Source organism: Flavobacterium sp. FlaQc-30, from assembly GCF_044005885.1.
In the GTDB taxonomy this organism is placed as follows: Bacteria; Bacteroidota; Bacteroidia; order Flavobacteriales; family Flavobacteriaceae; genus Flavobacterium.
This window is the reverse complement of record NZ_JBIPCO010000001.1, coordinates 577,241-599,092: the sequence shown is the minus strand read 5'-3', so window position 1 is coordinate 599,092 and position 21,852 is coordinate 577,241. Positions and strand designations below refer to the sequence as shown.

Annotated in this window: 17 protein-coding genes and 1 tRNA gene; 10 read left to right on the top strand and 8 right to left on the bottom strand. The window is 33.5% G+C overall.

Annotation, left to right across the window (positions count from 1 at the left end):
• Positions 1–65: 65 nt before the first annotated feature.
• From ACHRV0_RS02595 to ACHRV0_RS02580, 4 genes are all read right to left on the bottom strand, one after another.
• Positions 66–1,751, bottom strand: a complete 1,686-nt coding sequence (locus ACHRV0_RS02595; RefSeq protein WP_395410161.1) for a sodium/sugar symporter — start codon at positions 1,749–1,751, stop codon at positions 66–68.
• Positions 1,752–1,988: 237 nt separating this feature from the next.
• On the bottom strand, positions 1,989–3,032 hold the full coding sequence (locus ACHRV0_RS02590) for a UDP-glucose--hexose-1-phosphate uridylyltransferase (RefSeq protein WP_395439807.1): 1,044 nt from the start codon (positions 3,030–3,032) through the stop codon (positions 1,989–1,991).
• Positions 3,033–3,048: 16 nt separating this feature from the next.
• A complete protein-coding gene (gene galK / locus ACHRV0_RS02585; protein ID WP_395439806.1) occupies positions 3,049–4,209 on the bottom strand; it encodes a galactokinase in 1,161 nt (386 codons plus the stop codon).
• A 24-nt stretch (positions 4,210–4,233) separates the two neighbouring features.
• Positions 4,234–5,280, bottom strand: a complete 1,047-nt coding sequence (locus ACHRV0_RS02580; protein ID WP_395439805.1) for an aldose epimerase family protein — start codon at positions 5,278–5,280, stop codon at positions 4,234–4,236.
• 111 nt (positions 5,281–5,391) lie between these two features.
• On the opposite strand from ACHRV0_RS02580, the gene ACHRV0_RS02575 reads away from it, so the two are divergent.
• A complete protein-coding gene (locus ACHRV0_RS02575) occupies positions 5,392–6,390 on the top strand; it encodes a GntR family transcriptional regulator (protein ID WP_395439804.1) in 999 nt (332 codons plus the stop codon).
• Between the two features lie 296 nt (positions 6,391–6,686).
• On the opposite strand, the gene ACHRV0_RS02570 is transcribed toward ACHRV0_RS02575, so the two are convergent.
• Positions 6,687–7,376: an NUDIX domain-containing protein gene (locus ACHRV0_RS02570; protein ID WP_089053606.1), complete on the bottom strand. Its 690-nt coding sequence runs from the start codon at positions 7,374–7,376 to the stop codon at positions 6,687–6,689.
• An 833-nt stretch (positions 7,377–8,209) separates the two neighbouring features.
• Between ACHRV0_RS02570 and ACHRV0_RS02565 the strand changes: the two genes are divergently transcribed.
• The 5 genes from ACHRV0_RS02565 (at position 8,210) to ACHRV0_RS02545 (ending at position 14,226) form a co-directional block, all read left to right on the top strand.
• Positions 8,210–9,901: a ribulokinase gene (locus ACHRV0_RS02565; RefSeq protein ID WP_395439803.1), complete on the top strand. Its 1,692-nt coding sequence runs from the start codon at positions 8,210–8,212 to the stop codon at positions 9,899–9,901.
• Positions 9,885–10,586 carry an L-ribulose-5-phosphate 4-epimerase gene (locus ACHRV0_RS02560; protein WP_129026011.1) on the top strand — a complete coding sequence of 234 codons (702 nt, stop codon included), beginning with the start codon at positions 9,885–9,887 and terminating at the stop codon, positions 10,584–10,586. Before ACHRV0_RS02565 ends, ACHRV0_RS02560 begins: the two co-directional genes overlap by 17 nt.
• A gap of 77 nt (positions 10,587–10,663) precedes the next feature.
• Positions 10,664–12,172, top strand: a complete 1,509-nt coding sequence (gene araA / locus ACHRV0_RS02555; RefSeq protein WP_129026009.1) for an L-arabinose isomerase — start codon at positions 10,664–10,666, stop codon at positions 12,170–12,172.
• Between the two features lie 107 nt (positions 12,173–12,279).
• Positions 12,280–13,458, top strand: a complete 1,179-nt coding sequence (locus ACHRV0_RS02550) for an aldose epimerase family protein (protein WP_395439802.1) — start codon at positions 12,280–12,282, stop codon at positions 13,456–13,458.
• A 309-nt stretch (positions 13,459–13,767) separates the two neighbouring features.
• On the top strand, positions 13,768–14,226 hold the full coding sequence (locus tag ACHRV0_RS02545) for an OsmC family protein (protein ID WP_395439801.1): 459 nt from the start codon (positions 13,768–13,770) through the stop codon (positions 14,224–14,226).
• Between the two features lie 125 nt (positions 14,227–14,351).
• Here the strand turns inward: ACHRV0_RS02545 and ACHRV0_RS02540 are convergent.
• A tRNA-Leu gene (locus ACHRV0_RS02540) sits at positions 14,352–14,431 on the bottom strand.
• 291 nt (positions 14,432–14,722) lie between these two features.
• Between ACHRV0_RS02540 and ACHRV0_RS02535 the strand changes: the two genes are divergently transcribed.
• The 4 genes from ACHRV0_RS02535 to ACHRV0_RS02520 all read left to right on the top strand — a co-directional run bounded on the left by ACHRV0_RS02535 (position 14,723) and on the right by ACHRV0_RS02520 (position 18,128).
• The gene (locus tag ACHRV0_RS02535; RefSeq protein WP_089053799.1) at positions 14,723–15,664 is read left to right on the top strand and encodes a ribose-phosphate pyrophosphokinase; all 942 of its coding nucleotides are present in this window, start codon (positions 14,723–14,725) and stop codon (positions 15,662–15,664) included.
• Between the two features lie 120 nt (positions 15,665–15,784).
• The gene (locus ACHRV0_RS02530) at positions 15,785–16,396 is read left to right on the top strand and encodes a 50S ribosomal protein L25/general stress protein Ctc (protein ID WP_089053611.1); all 612 of its coding nucleotides are present in this window, start codon (positions 15,785–15,787) and stop codon (positions 16,394–16,396) included.
• Positions 16,397–16,700: 304 nt separating this feature from the next.
• Complete coding sequence (gene pth / locus ACHRV0_RS02525; protein WP_395439800.1) at positions 16,701–17,378, top strand: aminoacyl-tRNA hydrolase; 678 nt, start codon at positions 16,701–16,703, stop codon at positions 17,376–17,378.
• A gap of 141 nt (positions 17,379–17,519) precedes the next feature.
• On the top strand, positions 17,520–18,128 hold the full coding sequence (locus ACHRV0_RS02520) for a superoxide dismutase (protein WP_129023512.1): 609 nt from the start codon (positions 17,520–17,522) through the stop codon (positions 18,126–18,128).
• 654 nt (positions 18,129–18,782) lie between these two features.
• Here the strand turns inward: ACHRV0_RS02520 and ACHRV0_RS02515 are convergent.
• Both ACHRV0_RS02515 and ACHRV0_RS02510 read right to left on the bottom strand, forming a co-directional pair.
• The gene (locus tag ACHRV0_RS02515; RefSeq protein WP_395439799.1) at positions 18,783–20,681 is read right to left on the bottom strand and encodes an amidophosphoribosyltransferase; all 1,899 of its coding nucleotides are present in this window, start codon (positions 20,679–20,681) and stop codon (positions 18,783–18,785) included.
• 80 nt (positions 20,682–20,761) lie between these two features.
• A complete protein-coding gene (locus tag ACHRV0_RS02510) occupies positions 20,762–21,685 on the bottom strand; it encodes a PfkB family carbohydrate kinase (protein WP_395439798.1) in 924 nt (307 codons plus the stop codon).
• Positions 21,686–21,852: the final 167 nt, after the last annotated feature.

Below are 21,852 nucleotides of genomic sequence, written 5' to 3'. Positions count from 1 at the left end.
TAATAAAAAAGAGGATTCTAAATTTAGAATCCTCTTTTTTATTAAATAGTATTTGTAAAATTTTGTTACCAGAACTTCACATATAATGCTACAATAATCAATAAAGTAATTACGATTAACACAGTAGTTTGTGGTTTAACTTTAAACATTTCAGAATCAATTTCAAATGCTTTAGGGTTTACTTTAGGCCCAGCAAAACTGATTGCAATCATTGCCAGCATTGTAAAGAAGAATGATAATCCCATACAAATATGGAACGGAATTTCGAATGCGCCTTTTCCATTAGAATAAGCAGTATATAATAAGGTTTCATTTCCGAAAAGCATTGGAGCATATTCATTGAATAAAACAGATAATACAAATCCTAAAATTACACCCACAATTGCTGCAGTTCCAGTTGTTCTTTTCCAGAACATTCCAAGGAAGAACATCGCAAAAACTCCAGGGCTGATGAATCCTGTGTATTTTTGAATATAAGTAAATCCGCCAACACCGCCAATTCCTAATATGTCATTCCATGTAAATAATACAGCTAAAAGCATAGCCGCAAAAACAGCATATCTTCCGATATTTACTTGGTGTCTGTCACTCGCATTTTTTTGAATGTATTTTTTATGAACGTCTAAAGTATAGATTGTCGAAATACTATTTACTTTACCAGCTAATGATGCTACGATAGCAGCAGTTAATGCAGCAACAGATAATCCTTTTAAACCTGTTGGGAGGAAAGTTAACATTGCCGAGTAAGCTCCGTCTTTTCCGCCAATCAATTGTGGTAAGCCGCCATTTTGATATAAAACGTAAGCAGCAATTCCAGGTAACATAACGATTAAAGGCATTAATAACTTTAAGAATCCTGCAAACAAAATACCATTACGTGCAGTTTGTAAATCGGCACCTAAAGCTCTTTGCGTGATATATTGGTTACATCCCCAATAGTTAAGGTTGATAATCCAGATACCTGCTAAGTAAGACATTAAACCAGGGAAAGTTAAATATTTATCAATTTCAAGTTGAGATGAAGCAGCAGTAGGTCTTTCAATTATCATTTTGAAATGTTCAGGTGCTTTTTCCATTAATAGATTGAAACCTGCAAGAGCATCTTTTCCAAAACCAAAATGATCAGATACTACAGTCAAAGCAATATAAGTTGTAACTAAACCTCCAATGATTAAAACCGCTACCTGAATTACATCGGTATAAGCAACAACTTTCATTCCTCCTAAAGAGATAATTAATGCAAAAACAGCTAAGCCTATCATAATGGCATGAAGATATTCTCCGCCAGCAAGACCATTAATGGCAACTGCTCCTAAATATAAAATAGAAGTAAGGTTTACAAATACATATAAAAACAACCAGAAAACTGCCATGATTAAAGCCGTCGATTCATTGTAACGTGTTTTTAAGAACTGAGGCATCGTGTAAATCTTATTCTTAAGATATACAGGAATAAACCAAACTGCAACAATAATCAAGGCAATAGCAGCAATCCATTCATAAGCAGCAACCGCAATTCCTAAGAAGAAACCTTCACCGCTCATTCCGATAAATTGTTCAGCCGAAATGTTTGATGCAATTAATGAAGCTCCAATTGCCCACCAAGTAAGTGTTCCTTCGGCAAGGAAATAAGCCTTGGCATCGTGTTCGTTTTTTTCGCGTTTGCGATAAATCGTATATCCATAGATAGATACTACGAGAAAATAGATAATAAATACTGCATAATCTGCAAGAGCGAGGTTCTGGTTCATTGATAATGGTATATTAGATAATTAGTATAGCGATTGTTTTTTGTGGTTTAATTTGTTTAAAAAATGAAAAATGTGTTTTTATTCTGTTATTTTTTTACAAAAAAAAGAACGGAAGCCAAATTTAAAATAAAAAGTTATATATCTACCATTGTAAATGTATTATTTACATTTATAAATAAATTATTATGTTAAATTTTCGATCCAATACTTATTTTATAAGAAAAATTCAGCCAATTTTTATTTATAATGAACGTCTGATTGTTGTCTTAAAATTTCAGCACTTTTTTCTGGTGTAATATCTCTTTGCGATTCTCCCATCATTTCATAGCCGACCATGAATTTTTTTACAGTTGCTGAGCGAAGCAGCGGTGGATAAAAATGCATGTGAAAATGCCATTCTGGATGATCAAAATTATCTGTTGGCGCTTGATGAATTCCTGAAGAATAAGGAAATGATGTGCTGAATAAATTATCGTATTTAATGGTAAGCTGCTTTAAAATTTTGGCATAAGCGGTAACTTCTTCGGCATTAAAATCGGTGATTTTGCTAATTGGATTTTTGCTCACAATCATAGTTTCATAAGGCCAGATTGCCCAAAACGGAACTAATGCAACAAAATGGTCGTTTTCGATTACAATTCGACTGTCAACTCTCAATTCAGCCTTCACATAATCTTCAAGCAGTGTTCTTTGATTTTTGTCGTAATACGCTTTTAAGCTTTTGTGCGTTTTTTCAACCTGAGTAGGCAATGATGACTGCGCCCAGATCTGCCCATGCGGATGCGGGTTGCTGCATCCCATAACGCTTCCTTTATTTTCAAAAATCTGAACGTGGTTAATGTATTTAATACTTCCTAGATCAGCATATTCTTTTTGCCAAGTTTTAATAATGTTTTCAATATCGGCAACTTCCATTTCAGGAAGCGTCAAGTCGTGTCTTGGTGAAAAACAAACCACTCTCGAAATTCCTTGTTCAGGTTCTGCCTTAAAAAAGGTATGCTTAATATCTTCTTCAAAAATGATCTCATCTTGTTTTAAAGCAGCAAAATCATTGTCGAATACAAAACTGTTTTTGTATGCAGGATTACTTACGCCGTTTGCACGAACATTTCCCGGACACAAATAACAAGTTGGGTCGTGTTTAGGAAGTTTCTCAGTCGAAATGGTTTCGTTTTGACCCTGCCAAGGACGTTTCGCTCGATGAGGTGAAACTAAAACCCATTCATTGAGTAAAGGATTAAAACGTCTGTGAGGATCTTCGTTAATGTCAAAATTTTTCATTTTTTCGGTGTGGTATTTAAAGTAATGTTGTTCCGTTTGAGATTTTTACGTCGTAAAATTTTAATTCAATCCCAAATGTATTTAAATAAAGATTTGAAAACTTACTTTTTACCTCATTTTCATGACCTTTTTTAATTAAATTAATGGTGCACCCGCCAAAACCGCCGCCCATTAAGCGAGAACCAATGATAGTATTGTCTGCTTTTGCAGTATCAACAAGCATATCCAATTCGGCACAGCTTACTTCGTATTCCTGAGATAAACCATAATGTGTTTCAAAGAGCAATTGTCCTAATTCTTCTATATTTCCTTTGTCCAGCGCTTCGCAGGCTTTTATAACACGATTAATTTCTTTTACCACATAATGAACTCTTTTAAAAACAGTTTCATCCATTTTGTCTTGAATACTTAAAAGTTGTTCCTCAGTACAATTTCTAAAACTTTTTACCTCAGGAAAATGACTTTTAATTATTGATAATCCCTGCTCACATTCTATTCTGCGGGTATTGTACTCAGATGTAAAAAGAGAATGTTTAACATTACTGTCAAATAAAACCAAAGAATAATCTTTAAAATCAGCATTATGATAATGATAGTCTAATGTATTGCAGTCTAATTGAATAACTTTGTTTTCAAGACCAAGCACACTCGAAAATTGATCCATTATACCGCAGTTAATTCCCACCCAGTGTTCAGCCTTTTGTCCTAATAATGCTATATCTACTTTTTCAATTTTTAAATCGAAAAGCTGTTGAATTCCGAAAATCATTCCACATTCTAAAGCGGCAGATGATGATAATCCCGAACCAACAGGAATATTACTGCTGAAAACACAATTGAAACCTTCAAAGGAAAAGCCATTATCCTGCAATTGTTTAATAACGCCTCGAATATAATTTGTCCAGACAATATCGCTTAATTTTACTTCCTGAGTTAAATCAATTTCAAATTGCTCGTTTAAGTCGATGGCAATTATTTTTGATTTTTTAGAATTGTTTTTTTCCAAAGCAAAGCAAATTACTTTGTCAATTGCTGCAGGTAAAACATAACCATCATTATAGTCAATATGTTCGCCAATAATGTTGATTCTTCCTGGAGAAAGTACTATTTTTTCTGGTTTAGTCCCAAAAGATTTTTCGAAAAAAGCAGTAGTGTTTTGTATTAAAATGTCATTCATTATACTGTAATTAGTTTACCGTTTTTAGTTTAAAATTTCAAATTTATAAACGGTTTCTTGATTATATGTTTCACCTTTTCTTAAAACTGAATTAGGAAAATGCGCTTGGTTGGGAGCATCTGGAAAATTTTGAGTTTCAAAGCAAATCCCGCTCGTTTTATGATAAGCAGTTTCGTTTTTTCCTTTTAAAATGTCAAAACAATTACCGCCTACATATATATGTACACTTGGCTGATCCGTATAAACGTTCATTTTTAAATTGTTTTTTGAACTAAATAAAGATGCTGAGGGATTATTGGTTTTATTGACAACAAAAGAGTTGTCAATCGAAGCCGGGCATTTTTTTTCAGTTCTAAAATCAAATTCATGGTTGCTGAGATCAATAAATTTTCCAGTTGGGATATTCTCTTGATTAGTTTCCAGCATTTTTTCGGCATCAATAAAAACTTTTTGATCCAGAACACTGCCATCGTGACCATCAAGATTAAAATAACTATGATGCGTTAAATTTATAATAGTATCTTCTGTTGAAATTGCTTTATAAGTTAATTTCAGCTCATTATCTTCTGTCAACGTGTAAGTTAAGTCAACTTGTAATTCTCCAGGATAATTTTCATTAAGATCTTCACTTAAAAGACTAAATGTTATCGACGGATTTTCATTAGAAGTTTGATTGGTAACATTCCATATTTTTTTTCCAAAACCAATATTTCCGCCGTGTAAAGAGTTTCCGTTATTGTTTTTTGTTAATTGGTATGTTTTTCCATTTAAAGAAAAAAGTCCATTGTGAATTCGCCCCGCATAACGCCCAACCGTTGTTCCAAAATAAGGAGCGCTTGGTAAATTATAAGATTCTAAATAAGACTTTGGAGAGTCAAATCCCAAAACAACATCAACAATTTTACCTTCAGAAATTGGAATCTGAATGGAACTAATAGTTGCACCGTAATTTAAAGCCTGAACCCTCATTCCGTTTTTATTCGATAATTCGAAAGAACGAATTTTTTCAATATCTGATTCGAAATCAGAAAAATCGGCATTAGAAGTTGCGTTACTATGTGATTTGTTCATTGTTTTCATTAAAATTTTAGAAAAATGAAAGTCAAAAATAAAAACATTCTTTATTTTTGCATACCGGTACCTACCAGTTTTTGTATAAATTTTAAAAGACCTTTATTTTATATGAACATAATTTCGATTCAAAACAACATTGGTCTGCCAAAATATAAGCAGATTATTCTTTCAATAGAAAAAGCAATTGAAGACGAAAAACTGGTTAAAGGAGACAGATTGCCCTCTGTAAATAAAGTTTGTCTGGCATTTTCATTATCCCGAGATACCGTTTTGTTAGGATACGAAGAACTCAAAAAAAGAGGTATTATTTATGCTATTCCCGGAAAAGGATACTACGTTAAGAGTGTAGAAATCACGATTAAGCAGAAGATTTTTTTGTTATTTGATGAATTGAATATTTTCAAAGAAGATATTTATAACTCCTTTTTAAACAATATTGGGAAAAATGTTCAGGTCGATATTTACTTTCATCATTTTAATAATGTTGTTTTTCAGAAACTGATTAATGACAGTGTTGGGAATTATACGAAATACATTTTAATGCCAACAAATTTAAAAGATATAGTTGACTCTATAAAAACCCTACCAGTGGGTGATGTTATTATACTGGATCAGACAAACGCTGACTTAAAATCGTATCCTGCAATTTATCAGAATCATCAAAAGGATATTTTTGAAGGATTAGAGAAGGGAAAAGAACGTTTGGCTAAATATCAGAAATTGATTTTGATTTTTCCAGGTTTCCGAGAGCCAATAGGAATGAAAATGGGTTTTGAAGATTTTTGTGCGGCACATAATTTTGAATCTGAAATTATTGCCGAATTTACAAATAGAAAGATAAATGCAGGAGATTTGTACATTATACCAAATGATCGTGATTTGGTTCGGGTAATAGAAAGCGCGAGAGATCAAAATTTAAAACTCGGAACAGATTTTGGAATTATTTCTTATAATGAAACTCCTTTGAAAAAAGTGGTAGCCAGCGGAATTACTACAATTTCTACTCATTTTGAAGTGATGGGAAAAATTTTGGCAGAAATGGTTTTAAAGGGAAAAAAGGAACAAATCGAAAACAAGTCCTCCTTAATAATGCGAAATTCTTTGTAGTAATTTAGTAAAGAATTTAACATGCAGTTATTCATACTATAGTTAAATCCTTATTTGATTAAAAACTCTCTTATTTATTAATAAAAAAAATAAAGATGATATTTTTTGTTTTTGAAGAATTATTTTGCTTACATTTGCAAATGTAAATTTTACACTTATTAATGTTTTAGCAGTTAGTGTTCATAATAACAGCTAAATACAAAGGTTAAAAGATAATAATTTTGTTTATTTTTTTTAATAGTAGTTTTATTGAAGAAAAAACCCTGAAAATTGTGGAATTTCAGGGTTTTGTTTTTTTATAAATTCAGTACGAAATCATTTAGTAACTTCTCTTCGTATTTTTCTTTATTAAAAGTGTACAAATACGATCCTTTTCTGGACGACTGCATGTCTTTTTCTTCAAGTTTATTTAAAATCTCAAGAGAGTTTATTTTACTAATGAAATTTCTTTTGTCTAACTCCTTACTTAAGATAGCTTCATATAATTCTAAAAGCTGACGCATGGTGAATTTTTCCGGCAGTAATTCAAATCCAATTGGTTTTATCGAAGTTTTATATCGCAGTCTTTTTATTGCATTTTGAACCATTTCATTATGGTCAAAAATTAAATTTGGCGCATCATTTATAGGGAACCATTCAGCATGATAATTTTTAATAAGTTCAGCATTGTGGTTTTCGATATTAATCAAGGCAAAATAAGAGACAGAAATGGTTCTTTCGACAGGATCACGATCAATTTCGCTGTAAGCATACAGCTGTTCCATATAAATATCGTTTAAACCAGTATACGTATTTAATATTCTAATAGCTGCATTATCTAAAACTTCATCACGCTTTAAAAATCCTCCAATCAAGGACCATTTTCCTTTTTCAGGTTCAAAATCTCTTTTGATTAAAAGTATTTTTAGACCTTCACTGTCGAATCCAAAAATAATACAATCTACCGCTAGTAAAACCTTATCAGCAGAGCTATAACTGTTTAGCATATATAATAATTTATTGGTAAAGATATAAACTTCCTAAATTGTTTCATAACTTATTAATGTAACATTTACACTTATGTGAAAATAGTAATAAAATTATGAAGAGGCAATACTTTATTTCGGCATCAGTAAATAGAACAGAATTTTTCTATTTATTATTCTTTTTATTACCAAAATCAGGATCAAAGGTAAAAACATTTTTAAAAGAGAATTCGTATCAAGATGGATATTTTATTTTTAAAAATTCAAACGGTCAAAAAAAGCTGCAAACTCCCTGTATTTATTAGTTTTTTGTCGAATTTATAATTTTTAAACTTTTTACGAAAGCTGAATTAAAGTTAAAAAGCCGTTTGTATAAGATAGTTTTTAAAATCATAATTACGAAATCTATTTTTTGCAACCAGTTGTTTTAGAGTTTTAATTTGTTTTTAAGACTTTTTTTTATTTAAATTTACAAATGTTAAAGAAACACTTATTTGAAATTTGAAGTAAAAAAAAATTAAAACTACAATCATTTTGATTGTAAACAAATAAGAAATAGAAATCAGTTTTTCTGTCTTTTTAAGTTTTGGTTTTAGAATAAAAGTAAGTTAAAAAAGAAAAAAATCAGATAAAATAGAGTTAGTAAAGCAGGTTGTGCTTTGCAGTTTTAGGTTGTAAGATGAGATAATCGCAATAGAATAAATGTTATTTAAACGTTTATTTTGTCTTTTTCTTCTAAAGAGCTGTTTTAGTGCAATATCTGTAAAAAAAGACTGTATCTTTTTTATTAAGTGTTTTTTGTACACTTATAAATATTTATAAGTATATTTGTCACCATTAAAAATTAATTTCGAATGAAAAATTACGTAATAGGATTAGACTATGGAACAGATTCTGTTCGAGCGGTGCTTATAGATGCCGAAAATGGGCAGGAATTAGCATCGAATGTTTCTCATTACAAAAGATGGAAGAATAAGCAATATTGTGACGCGGCTATAAATCAATTTCGTCAGCATCCTTTAGATCACATCGAAGGATTAGAAATTACGATTCAAACGGTTATAAAAGAAAGTAAAGTTGATCCTTCGTTAGTGAAAGGGATTTGTATAGATACGACTGGATCGTCTCCAGTTCCAGTAACAAAAGATGGAATTCCGTTAGCATTGACAAAAGGTTTTGAAGAAAACCCAAATGCGATGATGGTTTTATGGAAAGATCATACTTCGATAAATGAAGCAAACGAAATTAACGAACTGGCAGTAAGCTGGGGCGGAGAAGATGTTACAAAATATGTCGGCGGAATTTATTCATCAGAGTGGTTTTGGGCAAAAATTCTTCACATTGCAAGAAAAGATGAAGCAGTTAGAAATGCAGCACATACTTGGATGGAACACTGCGATTTAATGACGTATTTATTAATTGAAGATAAAGACTTAAAAACTTTTAAAAGAAGCCGTTGCGCCGCAGGACACAAAGCAATGTGGCACACAGACTGGAACGGACTTCCGCCAGTTGAATTCTTAGAAAAATTACATCCTTATTTAGCACAGCTTCGTGGTAATTTATATAATGAAACTTATACATCTGATTTATCAGCAGGAAATTTGAGCAAAGAATGGGCAGATCGTTTAGGGCTTTCGACTGATACAGTTGTGGCCGTTGGAACCTTCGATGCACATTCTGGAGCTGTTGGAGCAAAAATTGGAGAGAATACTTTAGTTCGTGTTATGGGAACTTCAACTTGCGATATTCTGGTTGGTTCATATGACGAAGTAGGAACAAAAACCGTTCGCGGAATCTGTGGACAAGTAGATGGATCTGTAATTCCGGGCTTTATTGGTCTTGAAGCAGGGCAATCTGCTTTTGGAGATTTATTGGCTTGGTACAAAGAACTATTAATGTGGCCGACGGAACATTTATTAGGTGCTACGTCACTTTTAAATGATGCTCAAAAAGAACAATTAAGAGAAGAATTCAGCGATAAATTAATTGTTGAATTAACGAAAGAAGCAGAGAAAATTCCAGTTTCAGAAAGTCTTCCAATTGCCTTAGACTGGATCAACGGAAGAAGAACTCCAGATGCTAATCAGGAATTAAAAAGCGCCATTTCAAACCTTTCTTTAGGAACAAAAGCACCCCATATTTTCAAAGCTTTAGTAAACGCAATTTGTTTTGGAGCGAAGAAAATTGTAGATCGTTTTGAAGAAGAAGGTGTGAAAATCGACAGCGTAATAGGAATTGGCGGTGTTGCTCGTAAATCTCCTTTTATTATGCAGACTTTGGCAAATGTTTTAAACAAGCCAATTAAAATCGCAGCTTCAGATCAAACTCCAGCTTTGGGTGCAGCAATTTACGCAGCCGTTGCAGCAGGAATTTATCCAAACGTAATCGAAGCAAGTCAAAAAATTGGAAGTGATTTTGACGGAGAATATTTCCCTCAATTAGATAAAGTGGCAGCGTATAACAAATTACTTATTGCTTACGATCAATTAAGTGCTTTTGAAGATCCATCTATTAAAATTAAAGAAAATGAGTTCTCAATATAAAGATTTAAAACAAGAATGTTACGAGGCCAATATGCAGTTAAATGCATTGAATTTGGTGGTGTACACTTTTGGAAATGTAAGTGCCGTTGATAGAGAAAATGGTGTTTTTGCTATTAAACCAAGCGGTGTTCCCTACGAAGATTTAAAACCAGAAGATATTGTAATTGTCGATTTTGATAACAATATTATCGAAGGAACCATGCGTCCGTCATCAGATACAAAAACGCATGCTTATTTGTATAAAAATTGGCCGAATATTGGAGGCGTTGCGCATACACATGCGACGTACTCGGTTGCTTGGGCGCAATCGCAACAAGATATTCCAATTTTCGGAACTACGCACGCCGATCATTTAACGGCTGATATTCCGTGTGCTCCGCCAATGGCAGATTCTCTTATTGAAGGAAATTACGAACACAATACCGGAATTCAGATTTTGGATTGTTTCAAAGAAAAAAATCTTTCATACGAAGAAGTAGAAATGGTTTTGATTGGAAATCACGGTCCATTTGCGTGGGGAAAAAATGCAGCAAAAGCGGTTTATAACAGTAAAGTTCTAGAAGTAGTTGCCGAAATGGCGTACCTGACTTTACAAATAAATCCAAACGCACCAAGATTAAAAGATTCATTAATAAAGAAACATTACAACCGCAAACACGGAAAAGATTCGTATTACGGACAATAAATAATTTTAGATTTTAGAATGCAGATTTTAGAACCTGCAAACGATTAAACAATTCAACAAATAAACGATTAAACAGCATGATAGATATATCTCAAAAAGAAGTATGGTTTGTAGTAGGAAGCCAAGAATTATACGGTGAAGAAACACTTAGAAAAGTAGCAGAACATTCTCAGATAATCGCAAAAGGATTAGATGCTTCATCTTCAATTCCAGTAAAAGTGGTTTATAAAGATGTGGTGAAATCACCTTCGCAGATTTTAGATGTTTGTTTGGCTGCAAATTCTGAGAAAAACTGTATTGGAATTATTGCTTGGATGCACACTTTTTCGCCAGCAAAAATGTGGATTGGCGGTTTGAGTATTTTGAAAAAACCATTATGTCATTTACATACACAATACAATGCTGAAATTCCGTGGGGATCTATCGACATGGATTTTATGAACCTGAATCAATCGGCTCACGGAGATCGTGAATTCGGTTTCATTATGTCTAGATTACGTAAAAAGCGTAAAGTTGTAGTTGGACATTGGGAAGATGAAAGAGTTCATAAAAAAATAGGAATTTGGTCAAGAGTTGTTCTTGGATGGGACGAACTTCAGAACTTAAAAGTAGCTCGTATTGGAGACAATATGCGTGAAGTTGCCGTTACAGACGGTGATAAAGTAGAAGCTCAGATTCGTTTCGGAATGTCGGTAAACGGATACGATTCTTCAGATGTGACAAAACATATCGAAAAAATAACAGACAAAGAATTAGCTGATTTATTAGCGGTTTACGAAGAATCATATACTTTGACCGATTCTTTAAAAGAGGGTGGAGCGCAAAGAAGTTCTTTGGTTGAAGCGGCAAAAATTGAATTAGGTTTGAGAGCTTTCCTTGAAGAAGGAGGTTTCGGTGCTTTCACGGATACATTTGAAAATCTTGGAGCTTGGAAACAATTACCAGGAATTGCAACACAAAGATTAATGGCTGATGGTTATGGTTTTGGTGGTGAAGGAGACTGGAAAACGGCTGCAATGGTTAGAGCTTTAAAAGTGATGAATATTGGTTTGGAAGGCGGGACTTCTTTCATGGAAGATTATACATACCATTTTACTCCACAAAAATCATATGTTTTAGGATCGCATATGTTGGAAATTTGTCCATCTATTGCTGATGGAAAACCTTCTTGCGAAGTGCATCCTTTAGGAATTGGCGGTAAAGAAGATCCAGCTCGTTTGGTATTTAATTCGCCAGCTGGAGATGCAATTAATGTTTCTTTGGTAGATATGGGAACTCGTTTCCGTTTAATTGTAAACGAAGTTGAAGCGGTTAAACCATTGGCTGAATTGCCAAAATTACCAGTTGCTAGAGTTTTATGGGATTGTAAACCAAACCTTGATATTGCAGCAACAGCTTGGATTTTAGCAGGTGGAGCTCATCACACCGTTTACAGCCAATCGATAACAACTGAATATATGGAAGATTTTGCAGATATTGCAGGAATCGAATTATTGGTTATTGATGAAAAAACAACTGTTAGAGAGTTTAAAGATAAGATTAATGCGAATGAAGCTTATTTTCATTCGTTTCAGCATGGACTTTAATTAAAGGTGCAAAGGTTCAAAGGGGCAAAGGTTCAGAGGTTTTAATTTTGTCGCTTTTGATTTTTTCATATCTTACATTTCACTTTTTACAATTAAAAATATTATTTATGAATGTATTAAAACGTTGTGTTTTTGGAATAGGTCTGTTAAGTCTGGCTTTAATTTCAGTTCAATGCAAAAGCGATAAAAAAATGGATGCTACAGTTTTAGATCAAAAAGCAGCAGTAACGATTGAAAAATCGGCTTACGGAACAACTGCAAAAGGAGAAAAAATCGACAGTTATAAGTTGAAAAACCAAAACGGAATGGAAGTAGATATTATCACTTTTGGTGGTATTATTACTGATTTGAAAGTTCCCAATAAAGAAGGTGTTTCTGAAAATGTTGTAATTGGATTTAATTCTTTGGCACAATACGAAAAAGAAAATCCGTTTTTTGGAGCTTTAATAGGAAGATATGGAAACCGCATTGCGAAAGGAAAATTTTCTTTGGATGGAAAAGAGTATCAATTGGCTATAAATAATGCGCCAAATGCTTTGCACGGTGGGCCGAATGGTTTTTTTAAAGTAGTTTGGAAAGCAGATGAGGTTAAATCTGGTGAAACAGCTTCTTTAAAATTATCATATTTAAGTAAAGATATGGAAGAAGGTTATCCAGGAAATTTACAAGTTTTTGTGACTTATACATTGACAAATGATAATCAATTAGAAGTTTTGTATGAAGCAACGACAGACAAGAAAACGGTTGTAAACTTAACACAGCATTCGTATTTCAATTTATCTGGAGATTTTTCTAAAACAATCTTAGATCACGAATTGACTTTAAATGCGGATAAAATTGTTCCGGTTGATGCGACTTTAATTCCAACAGGAAAATTAGAGGATGTTGCGAATACACCTTTTGATTTTAGAACACCAAAATTGGTTGGTAAAGACATCGAAGCTAAAAACGAACAATTAGAAAGAGGAAAAGGTTACGATCATTGCTGGGTATTGAACAATCCTGAAAAAGGAAAAACAATCATTGCAAAAGTATATCACGCAGCAAGCGGAAGAGTTTTAGAAATGACTACTGATGAACCTGGAATTCAGTTTTACTCAGGAAATTTCCTTGACGGAACTTTGCCAACACTCGACGGAAAAACATACGGACACAGAACGGGATTATGTTTGGAAACAGAGCATTATCCAGATTCTCCAAATCAGAAAAATTTCCCAACAACGGTTTTAAACCCGGGAGAAAATTATAAAACTAAAACTACTTTTAAATTTTCAGTAAAGAAATAGTTTTGGAATTTGTTAATTAGTTCAGTTCTCTAAAAACCTCGAAAGTATTGCTTTCGAGGTTTTTTTATGAAAGTACCAGTAGAAACAAAGAATTTGCTCATTTTTGTCATTTCGACGAAGGAGAAATCTCCGCGAGTAACTCGCCAAAGATTTGAGAATTCCTTTGTGGAGCTTCTTGTGAAGATTTCTCCTTCGTCGAAATGACAAGATTGTGGATGAAACTTTGCGACTTCGCTTCAGATAACTATTGGGATTTCGAGACTAATTGATCCGAAAAAGAAAAAACTTAATTTAGCAATAAAAAGAAAAATGAAACATCTATTCAATGCAGAATTAAATTGGACTTCAAAAAAAGAAGAAAATCCAACTTCAAAAACTTACAGCAAAAGTCATCAAATAAAAATTGAAGGCAAGCCAGTTTTGGATGTTTCGGCAGCAAAAGCATTCAAAGGAGATCCCGCATTATATAATCCAGAAGATTTATTGTTAAGCAGTTTAGTTTCCTGCCACATGATGTCCTATTTATATGTATGTTCTCAAAGCGGAATAGATGTTCTCGAATATGCAGATAATGCCGAAGCAACGCTTGAAGTTTCTACAGATGGAAGAGGACGTTTTGTTGAGGTTAGATTAAAACCAAAAGTAAAAATTTCAAATCCAAACCAAATAGAATTGGCTTTAGAATTACATTTTAAAGCAAACCAATTGTGTTTTATAGCAAATTCGTGCAACTTCCCTGTTTTGCATGATGCGAGTTGTGAGGTTTGAATCATATAAGTGATGTAAGTTCGTTTAAAAACAGAGCTTAAACGTGAAGTAATATTTTCTTATATGACTTATATGGTTTAAAAAATGCCATAAAAAAACCTCTTCATTGCTGAAGAGGTTTTACGTACCCGGAGCCGGAGTCGAACCGGCACGGTTTCCCACAGGTGTTTGAGACCAGCGCGTCTACCAATTCCGCCATCCGGGCTTAGCAGACGAAAAAACAACTAATAAATCAATTGTTTTAACGCAATAGAATGAAGTCATAAATGGCGTCATTCCTTTAACACGGTGCAAATGTAAAAAATAAATTTAAACCAACTACTAAAAATACTTAAATTTTTCCTTTCAGTGTCCAATAAATTTTATAAATTTGCACCTCGTTAAAACGACGCACACACAACTAACTACACCCGAGGCATTTATGCAGGTTTTGCTTTACCTAAAATGATAAAGTCGAATTGTGCAGAGCGCAGCGGAGCAAAAACAACAAATTATAATGTCGCACCTAGAACCAGAAGCTAAAATTTTTGCTTGTTCACAAAGTGTTTATCTTGCAGAAAAAATTGCAGAACAATACGGAATTCCGTTAGGAAAAGTAACGATGTCAACGTACAGTGATGGAGAATTTCAGCCGTCTTACGAAGAGTCAATTAGAGGATTACGCGTTTTTATCGTGTGCTCAACATTTCCAACTGCTGATAATTTGATGGAATTGTTATTAATGATTGATGCTGCAAAACGCGCATCAGCAAGACACATTACAGCTGTTATGCCTTATTTTGGTTGGGCAAGACAAGATAGAAAAGATAAACCAAGAGTTCCAATTGGAGCTAAGTTAGTAGCTAATTTATTAGATGCTGCAGGAGCGACAAGAGTAATGACAATGGATTTGCATGCAGATCAAATCCAAGGATTTTTTGAAAAACCAGTAGATCATTTATTCGCATCTACTATCTTTTTACCATACGTAGAAAGTTTAAAATTAGAAAACCTAACAATTGCATCTCCAGATATGGGAGGTTCAAAAAGAGCATATGCTTACTCTAAGTTTTTAGAATCAGATGTAGTAATCTGTTACAAACAAAGAAAAGCTGCCAACGTTATCGACACTATGGAATTGATTGGTGAGGTAAAAGGTCGTAACGTAATATTAGTAGACGACATGATTGATACAGGAGGAACTTTAGCAAAAGCTGCAGACCTAATGATCGAAAAAGGAGCGCTAAGTGTTAGAGCAATTTGTACACACGCTATATTATCTGGCAGTGCGTATGAGAAAATTGAAAATTCAAAATTGACAGAATTAATCGTTACAGATTCAATTCCGTTAAAGAAAGAATCAAAGAAAATAAAAGTAGTGAGTTGTGCACCGCTTTTTGCAGAAGTTATGCACATGGTGCACCACAACAATTCCATTAGTGGAAAATTTATAATGTAGAAGCAGTAGGCTGTAGGCTATAAGCCGTAAGCAATGTTACTCATTTTAAAAAGCCTAAAGCCTATGGCCTAAAGCTTACAGCAAATTAGAATATTTATTTAATAACTATATTTTTTTACAATGAAATCGATTACAATTAAAGGATCAGAAAGAGAAAGCGTGGGCAAAGTGTCAACTAAAGCCTTACGTAATGCTGGACAGGTTCCTTGCGTTTTATACGGAGGAAATCAGGCAGTACACTTCTCAGCAGACGTTACAGCATTCAAAAACTTGGTTTACACTCCAAACGCTCACACAGTTGTGATCGAACTTGGAAAAGGAAAATCATTCAATGCAATTTTACAAGACATTCAGGTTCACCCTGTATCTGACAAAATTTTACACATTGACTTCTTTCAATTATTTGATGAGAAAGAAATCACTATGGAAGTTCCAGTAAAAATTGTTGGTACATCTAAAGGTGTTCTTGCAGGTGGTGTTTTACGTTTAAACCAACGTAAATTAAAAGTTAAAGCTTTACCAGCAAATCTTCCTGATTTTGTTGAAGCTGACATCACTCCACTTGAAATGGGTAACAAATTATATGTTACTAAAGTTGGTGCTCCAGAATACAAAATTATGCACCCAGACAACACAGTTGTTGCTCAAGTAAGAATTTCTCGTGCTGCTATGAAAGCTGCTCAAGAAGCTGCAAAAGCTGCAAAAGCTCCTGCAAAAGGAAAGAAAAAATAATTTTTTCAAATCAATACAAAAAGCCTCAATCTTGCGATTGGGGCTTTTTTTTTTAGCTTCTAAGTTTCTAAGATGCTGAGGTACTAAGGTTCTAAGTTTTTTAATATGAGAGAGCTTCGACTTCGCTCAGGATGACATAAGAGTAGCACAAAATAAAATCAGTGTAAGCCTGTTTCATCTGAGTACCATTCTTAGTGACCTTTACGGTTAAATAACCACCAACAGGCAATTATCTAATTGTCACATTCACAAATTATATAATTATCCAATTGCCACATTCTCTAATTAATCTTATTTTTGCATCATGATAAAATGGATAACAAAACTGTTTTCATCAACACAAAAAGAAGAGAACACAGAAGATAATATGAAACCGGAGGTTCACGAACACCAAAAAAACAATATAAAAAGCGTGAGTAAAAAATATTTAATTGTAGGTTTAGGAAATATCGGAGCCGAATACGTAAACACAAGACATAATATTGGATTTAAAGTATTGGACTTTTTAGCTAAAAAAGAAGGTCTTTCATTTGAAACTGTTAAACTTGGAGCGTTGGCAGAATACAAATTTAAAGGAAGAACATTTTTGCTTCTTAAGCCAAATACATACATGAATTTGAGCGGAAAAGCAGTAAAATATTGGATGGATAAAGAAAATATTCCGTTAGAAAATATTTTGGTCATTACTGATGATTTAAATCTGTCATTTGGAACGATTCGAATTAAACCAAAAGGAAGTGACGGAGGTCATAACGGGCTAAAAAACATCAATCTTGTTTTGAATACGCAGCAATATACCCGTTTTAGATTTGGAATCAGCGATCAGTTTAAAAAAGGACAGCAGGTTGATTATGTTTTGGGAGAATGGGATGAAGAAGAAAAAGCAAAATTGACAGAACGTTTAGAGGTTGCATCAGAAATTATAAAATCTTTTGGTACAGCCGGTCTTGAAAACACGATGACAACCTTTAATGGAAAATAAAGATTATCAGATGTTTGACTTGAATAAAATTCAATTTATCAATTAATTAAATTGAATTATAACGAAATACTATTTTCAATTCCAAAGTTAAATGTCTAAATTTGGAATAAATTATTTATAAACCATAAAAATCATAATACCATGGCTTTTGAATTACCACAATTACCTTATGCATATGATGCATTAGAACCACATATTGATGCACGTACAATGGAAATTCACCATTCAAAACATCATAATGCATACACTACAAATCTTAATGCTGCTATCGCAGGAACAGATTTAGAAGGAAAAACAATCGAAAATATCTTAATTAACCTAGATAAAACTAACGCAGCAGTTCGTAACAATGGTGGAGGTTTTTACAACCACAATTTATTCTGGACAGTAATGGCTCCAAATGGAGGCGGATTACCAACAGGTGATTTATTAGCTGCTATCGAAGCTTCTTTTGGAACTTTTGAAGAGTTTAAAGCAAAGTTTGCTAAAGCTGGTGCAACACAATTTGGTTCAGGATGGGCTTGGTTATGTGTACACAAAGGAGGTAAATTAGACGTTTGCGGAACTCCAAACCAAGACAATCCATTAATGCCAGAAGTTGGTTGCGGTGGAACTCCAATTTTAGGAATGGACGTTTGGGAGCACGCTTACTACTTAAACTACCAAAACAGAAGACCAGATTATATTGAGGCTTTCTTCAGTGTAATCAACTGGACAGAAGTTGCTAGAAGATTTGCTTTAGATAAATAAGAAGATAAAGTAAAGAATAAAGAGAAAAGACGGATGACTTAATAGTTATCCGTCTTTTTTTTATCTCTATATTTTTATCTATAATCATTGTTCTATTTTCTAAAAAAATAAAAATAAAAAAGGCGGAATCTCTTCCACCTTTTTTGCCCCAAATCTACCATAAACTTAACCTACTAATGTTATGGTTCAGTAAATGTATGGCAGTTATTATTGTGAAAAAAACTTTCTAGTTGAATGGTAAATATATCCGATAAAAAGATGTAATTACCTGTTTTTTAGGGTTTTAAATATATTTAAATAAAAAAGGCGGAATCTCTTCCGCCTTTTTTGCCCCAAATCTACCATAAACTTAACCTACTAATGTTATGGTTTAGTAAATGTATGGCAGTTATTATTGTGAAAAAAACTTTTTAGTTGAATGGCAAATATATTCGACAAAATGGAATAAAATGCGCAAGGTGAGATATTTGAGTTTACTCCAATAAAAAAGGTGGAATTGCTTCCACCCTTTTTGCCCCAAATCTACCATAAACTTAACCTACTAATGTTATGGTAGTTCAAAAGTATTATAGCTTTTCATTTTTACCAAACAAACAGGATAAACGGCAAAAAAAACCGATGAAATGCACAAATTAACCTTTTGTTAGTATTTTATTAATAAGCTCTTGCATCTTTTCCTTCATAGAAATTCATGAAAGCTCTGTTTACAACTCGATTTCCTCCAGGAGTTGGATAATCTCCTGTAAAGTACCAGTCACCCAGGTTTTTAGGACATGCAATGTGTAAATCTTCTACTTTTTGGAAAATAATTTTAACTTCGGCGTTAATCTCTGGCGAGCTTAACATTTCGGCAATTTTATCTGAAACTTCTTCAGGAGTAAATTGATCGTAAATTGCAGTTACATAATTAACAACATCTTTGTCTTCAAAGTTCTCCTGTGCTTTACATTTAGCATAAACTTCGTCTACGATATGGTATAAGTTTCTTTCTTTTAGTAAAGTCAATGCGGCTCTAAAAGCAACAAGACCTTCTAGTTTTGCCATATCGATTCCGTAACAATCAGGATAACGAATTTGTGGTGCCGATGAAACGATAACTATTCTTTTTGGTTTCAAACGATCCATCATTTTTATGATGCTCATTTTTAAAGTTGTACCACGAACAATACTATCATCAATAATAACCAAATTGTCTTCTGGTTTGATTACACCGTAAGTAACATCATAAACGTGAGCAACTAAATCGTCACGGCTGCTGTCTTCGGTAATAAAGGTTCTAAGTTTAGCATCTTTGATAGCAACTTTTTCCGTACGGATTTTTACTGCTAATAGTTCTTGCAATGTTTCAGCCGTAAGAGTATTTCTGTTTGCTAAAATATAATTGTTTTTTCTCTGATTTAAGAAATCCTGTGCAGCTTCGACTAAACCATAAAATGATGTTTCGGCTGTATTTGGAATATAGGAGAAAACAGTATTGTCTGTATCGCTGTCAATAGCTTTAAGAACGGCTGGCAAAATTAGTTTTCCTAAGTTTTTACGTTCTTGGTAAATTTCAGCATCACTTCCTCTTGAGAAATAAATTCTTTCAAAAGAACACGCTTTTTTAACGGTTGGTTCCAAGATTTGGTTCATGGTAACTTTTCCGTCTTTTTTAATAATTAAAGCATTTCCTGGATCGATTTCTTGTACACTTTCAAAAGGAACATTAAATACAGTTTGAATAACTGGTCGCTCAGAAGCTACAACGACAACTTCATCATCTTGATAGAAGTATGCAGGGCGAACTCCAGCTGGATCTCTAAAAACAAATGCATCACCATGACCTAACAAACCTGCCATTGCATAACCGCCATCTAAGTTTTTAGCTGAACGGGTTAAAATTTTTGCAATATCTAATCTTTCAGCAATTACCGGTGAAGCTTCTCTTTTTGAGTAACCTTCGGCTTTACAATCTTGGTACAATTGCATTACTTCTTTATCTAAAAAGTGACCAATTTTTTCCATTACCGTAACAGTATCCGCCATTTCTTTTGGATGTTGTCCAAGTTCAACTAGATTTTCAAAAAGTTCCTTAACATTTGTCATGTTGAAGTTACCTGCTAAAATCAAATTACGGTGCATCCAGTTACTTTGGCGTAAAAATGGGTGAACACTTTCGATGCTGTTTTTTCCAAAAGTTCCGTAACGAACGTGTCCTAAAAACAATTCGCCAACATATGGAATTTGTGATTTTATTTTATCAACATCGTCACCAATTTCTGGATTCGCTTTTAATTCTTCGCTGATTCTCTCATTGATTTGCTTAAAAACATCTTGTATTGGCTGCGAATGATTTGAACGAACTCTGCTTATGTAGCGTTGTCCAGGCTCAACATCAAGTTTAATGCTTGCAAATCCAGCTCCGTCTTGACCACGGTTGTGCTGTTTTTCCATCATTAAATACATTTTCTGAATTCCGTAAAATGCAGTTCCGTATTTTTCTTTATAATATTCAAGCGGTTTAAGAAGTCTAACTAAGGCTATACCACATTCGTGTTTTAAAGCGTCGCTCATTGTTTTTGTATTTTGTGTTGTTGTAAGTTGTGTGTATTAACGTAATAAAAAAAGCCCCGTTTTATCGAGGCTCTTAGGCATTATATTTCTATGTCAAACTGAGTTAACGACTTAAATTGTTGTAATCGAATCGCTACTTCGGCTTTGCTTAATGTTTCCATCCTTTCAGTTCCAAATTTCTCTACACAAAATGAAGCTAAATTCGAACCGTAAATAATTGCATTTTTCAAGTTGTTAAACGAAATGTTTTCGCTTTGTGCAATGAATCCTGAAAATCCTCCTGCAAAAGTGTCTCCTGCTCCAGTTGGGTCAAAAACATCTTCTAAAGGTAAAGCTGGTGCAAAGAATACTTCTCTGTTGTGGAATAAAAGTGCGCCGTGTTCTCCTTTTTTGATCACCACGTATTTTGGTCCCATATCTTGGATTTTAGCCGCTGCTTTTACTAATGAATATTCACCAGAAAGTTGTCTTGCTTCTTCGTCATTGATTGTAATAACATCTACACGTTTAATAACGTCTAATAATTCTGGAAGAGCGCAATCCATCCAAAAGTTCATAGTATCTAAAACTACTAATTTTGGTTTTTTCTCCATTTGGTCTAAAACACTGCTTTGTACTAACGGATGTAAGTTTCCTAACATCACAACATCAGCATCTTTATAGTCTTGAGGAACTTTTGGCTGAAAATCAGCTAAAACGTTCAACTCCGTTACAAGAGTGTCTCTAGAATTTAAATCGTTGTGATACAATCCGCTCCAGAAAAAGGTTTTACCGCCTTTTACAATTTCGATACCAGAGATATCGATATTTTTTGAAGTTAAAAGATCTAAATGTTCTTGAGGAAAATCGTCGCCAACTACAGAAACTATGGCCGATTGCAAGTTAAAAAAGGATGCTGATAAACCAATGTACGTTGCAGCACCACCTAATATTTTATCTGTTTTTCCGAAAGGAGTTTCAATCGCGTCGAAAGCAACTGTTCCAACAATCAATAATTTATTCATTTTATGAATTTCGAATTAGGGTGCAAAGATACTTCATAAGTTGCAATATTGCAATGGTTTAAGTTCTCAAAATTTTCATAAAAAAATGATAGCGATTTAGAACTTAAAACTATTGGGAATGAGTAAATTATCTAAGGTTCTTTTGAGTGCTCAAAATATCATTTTCA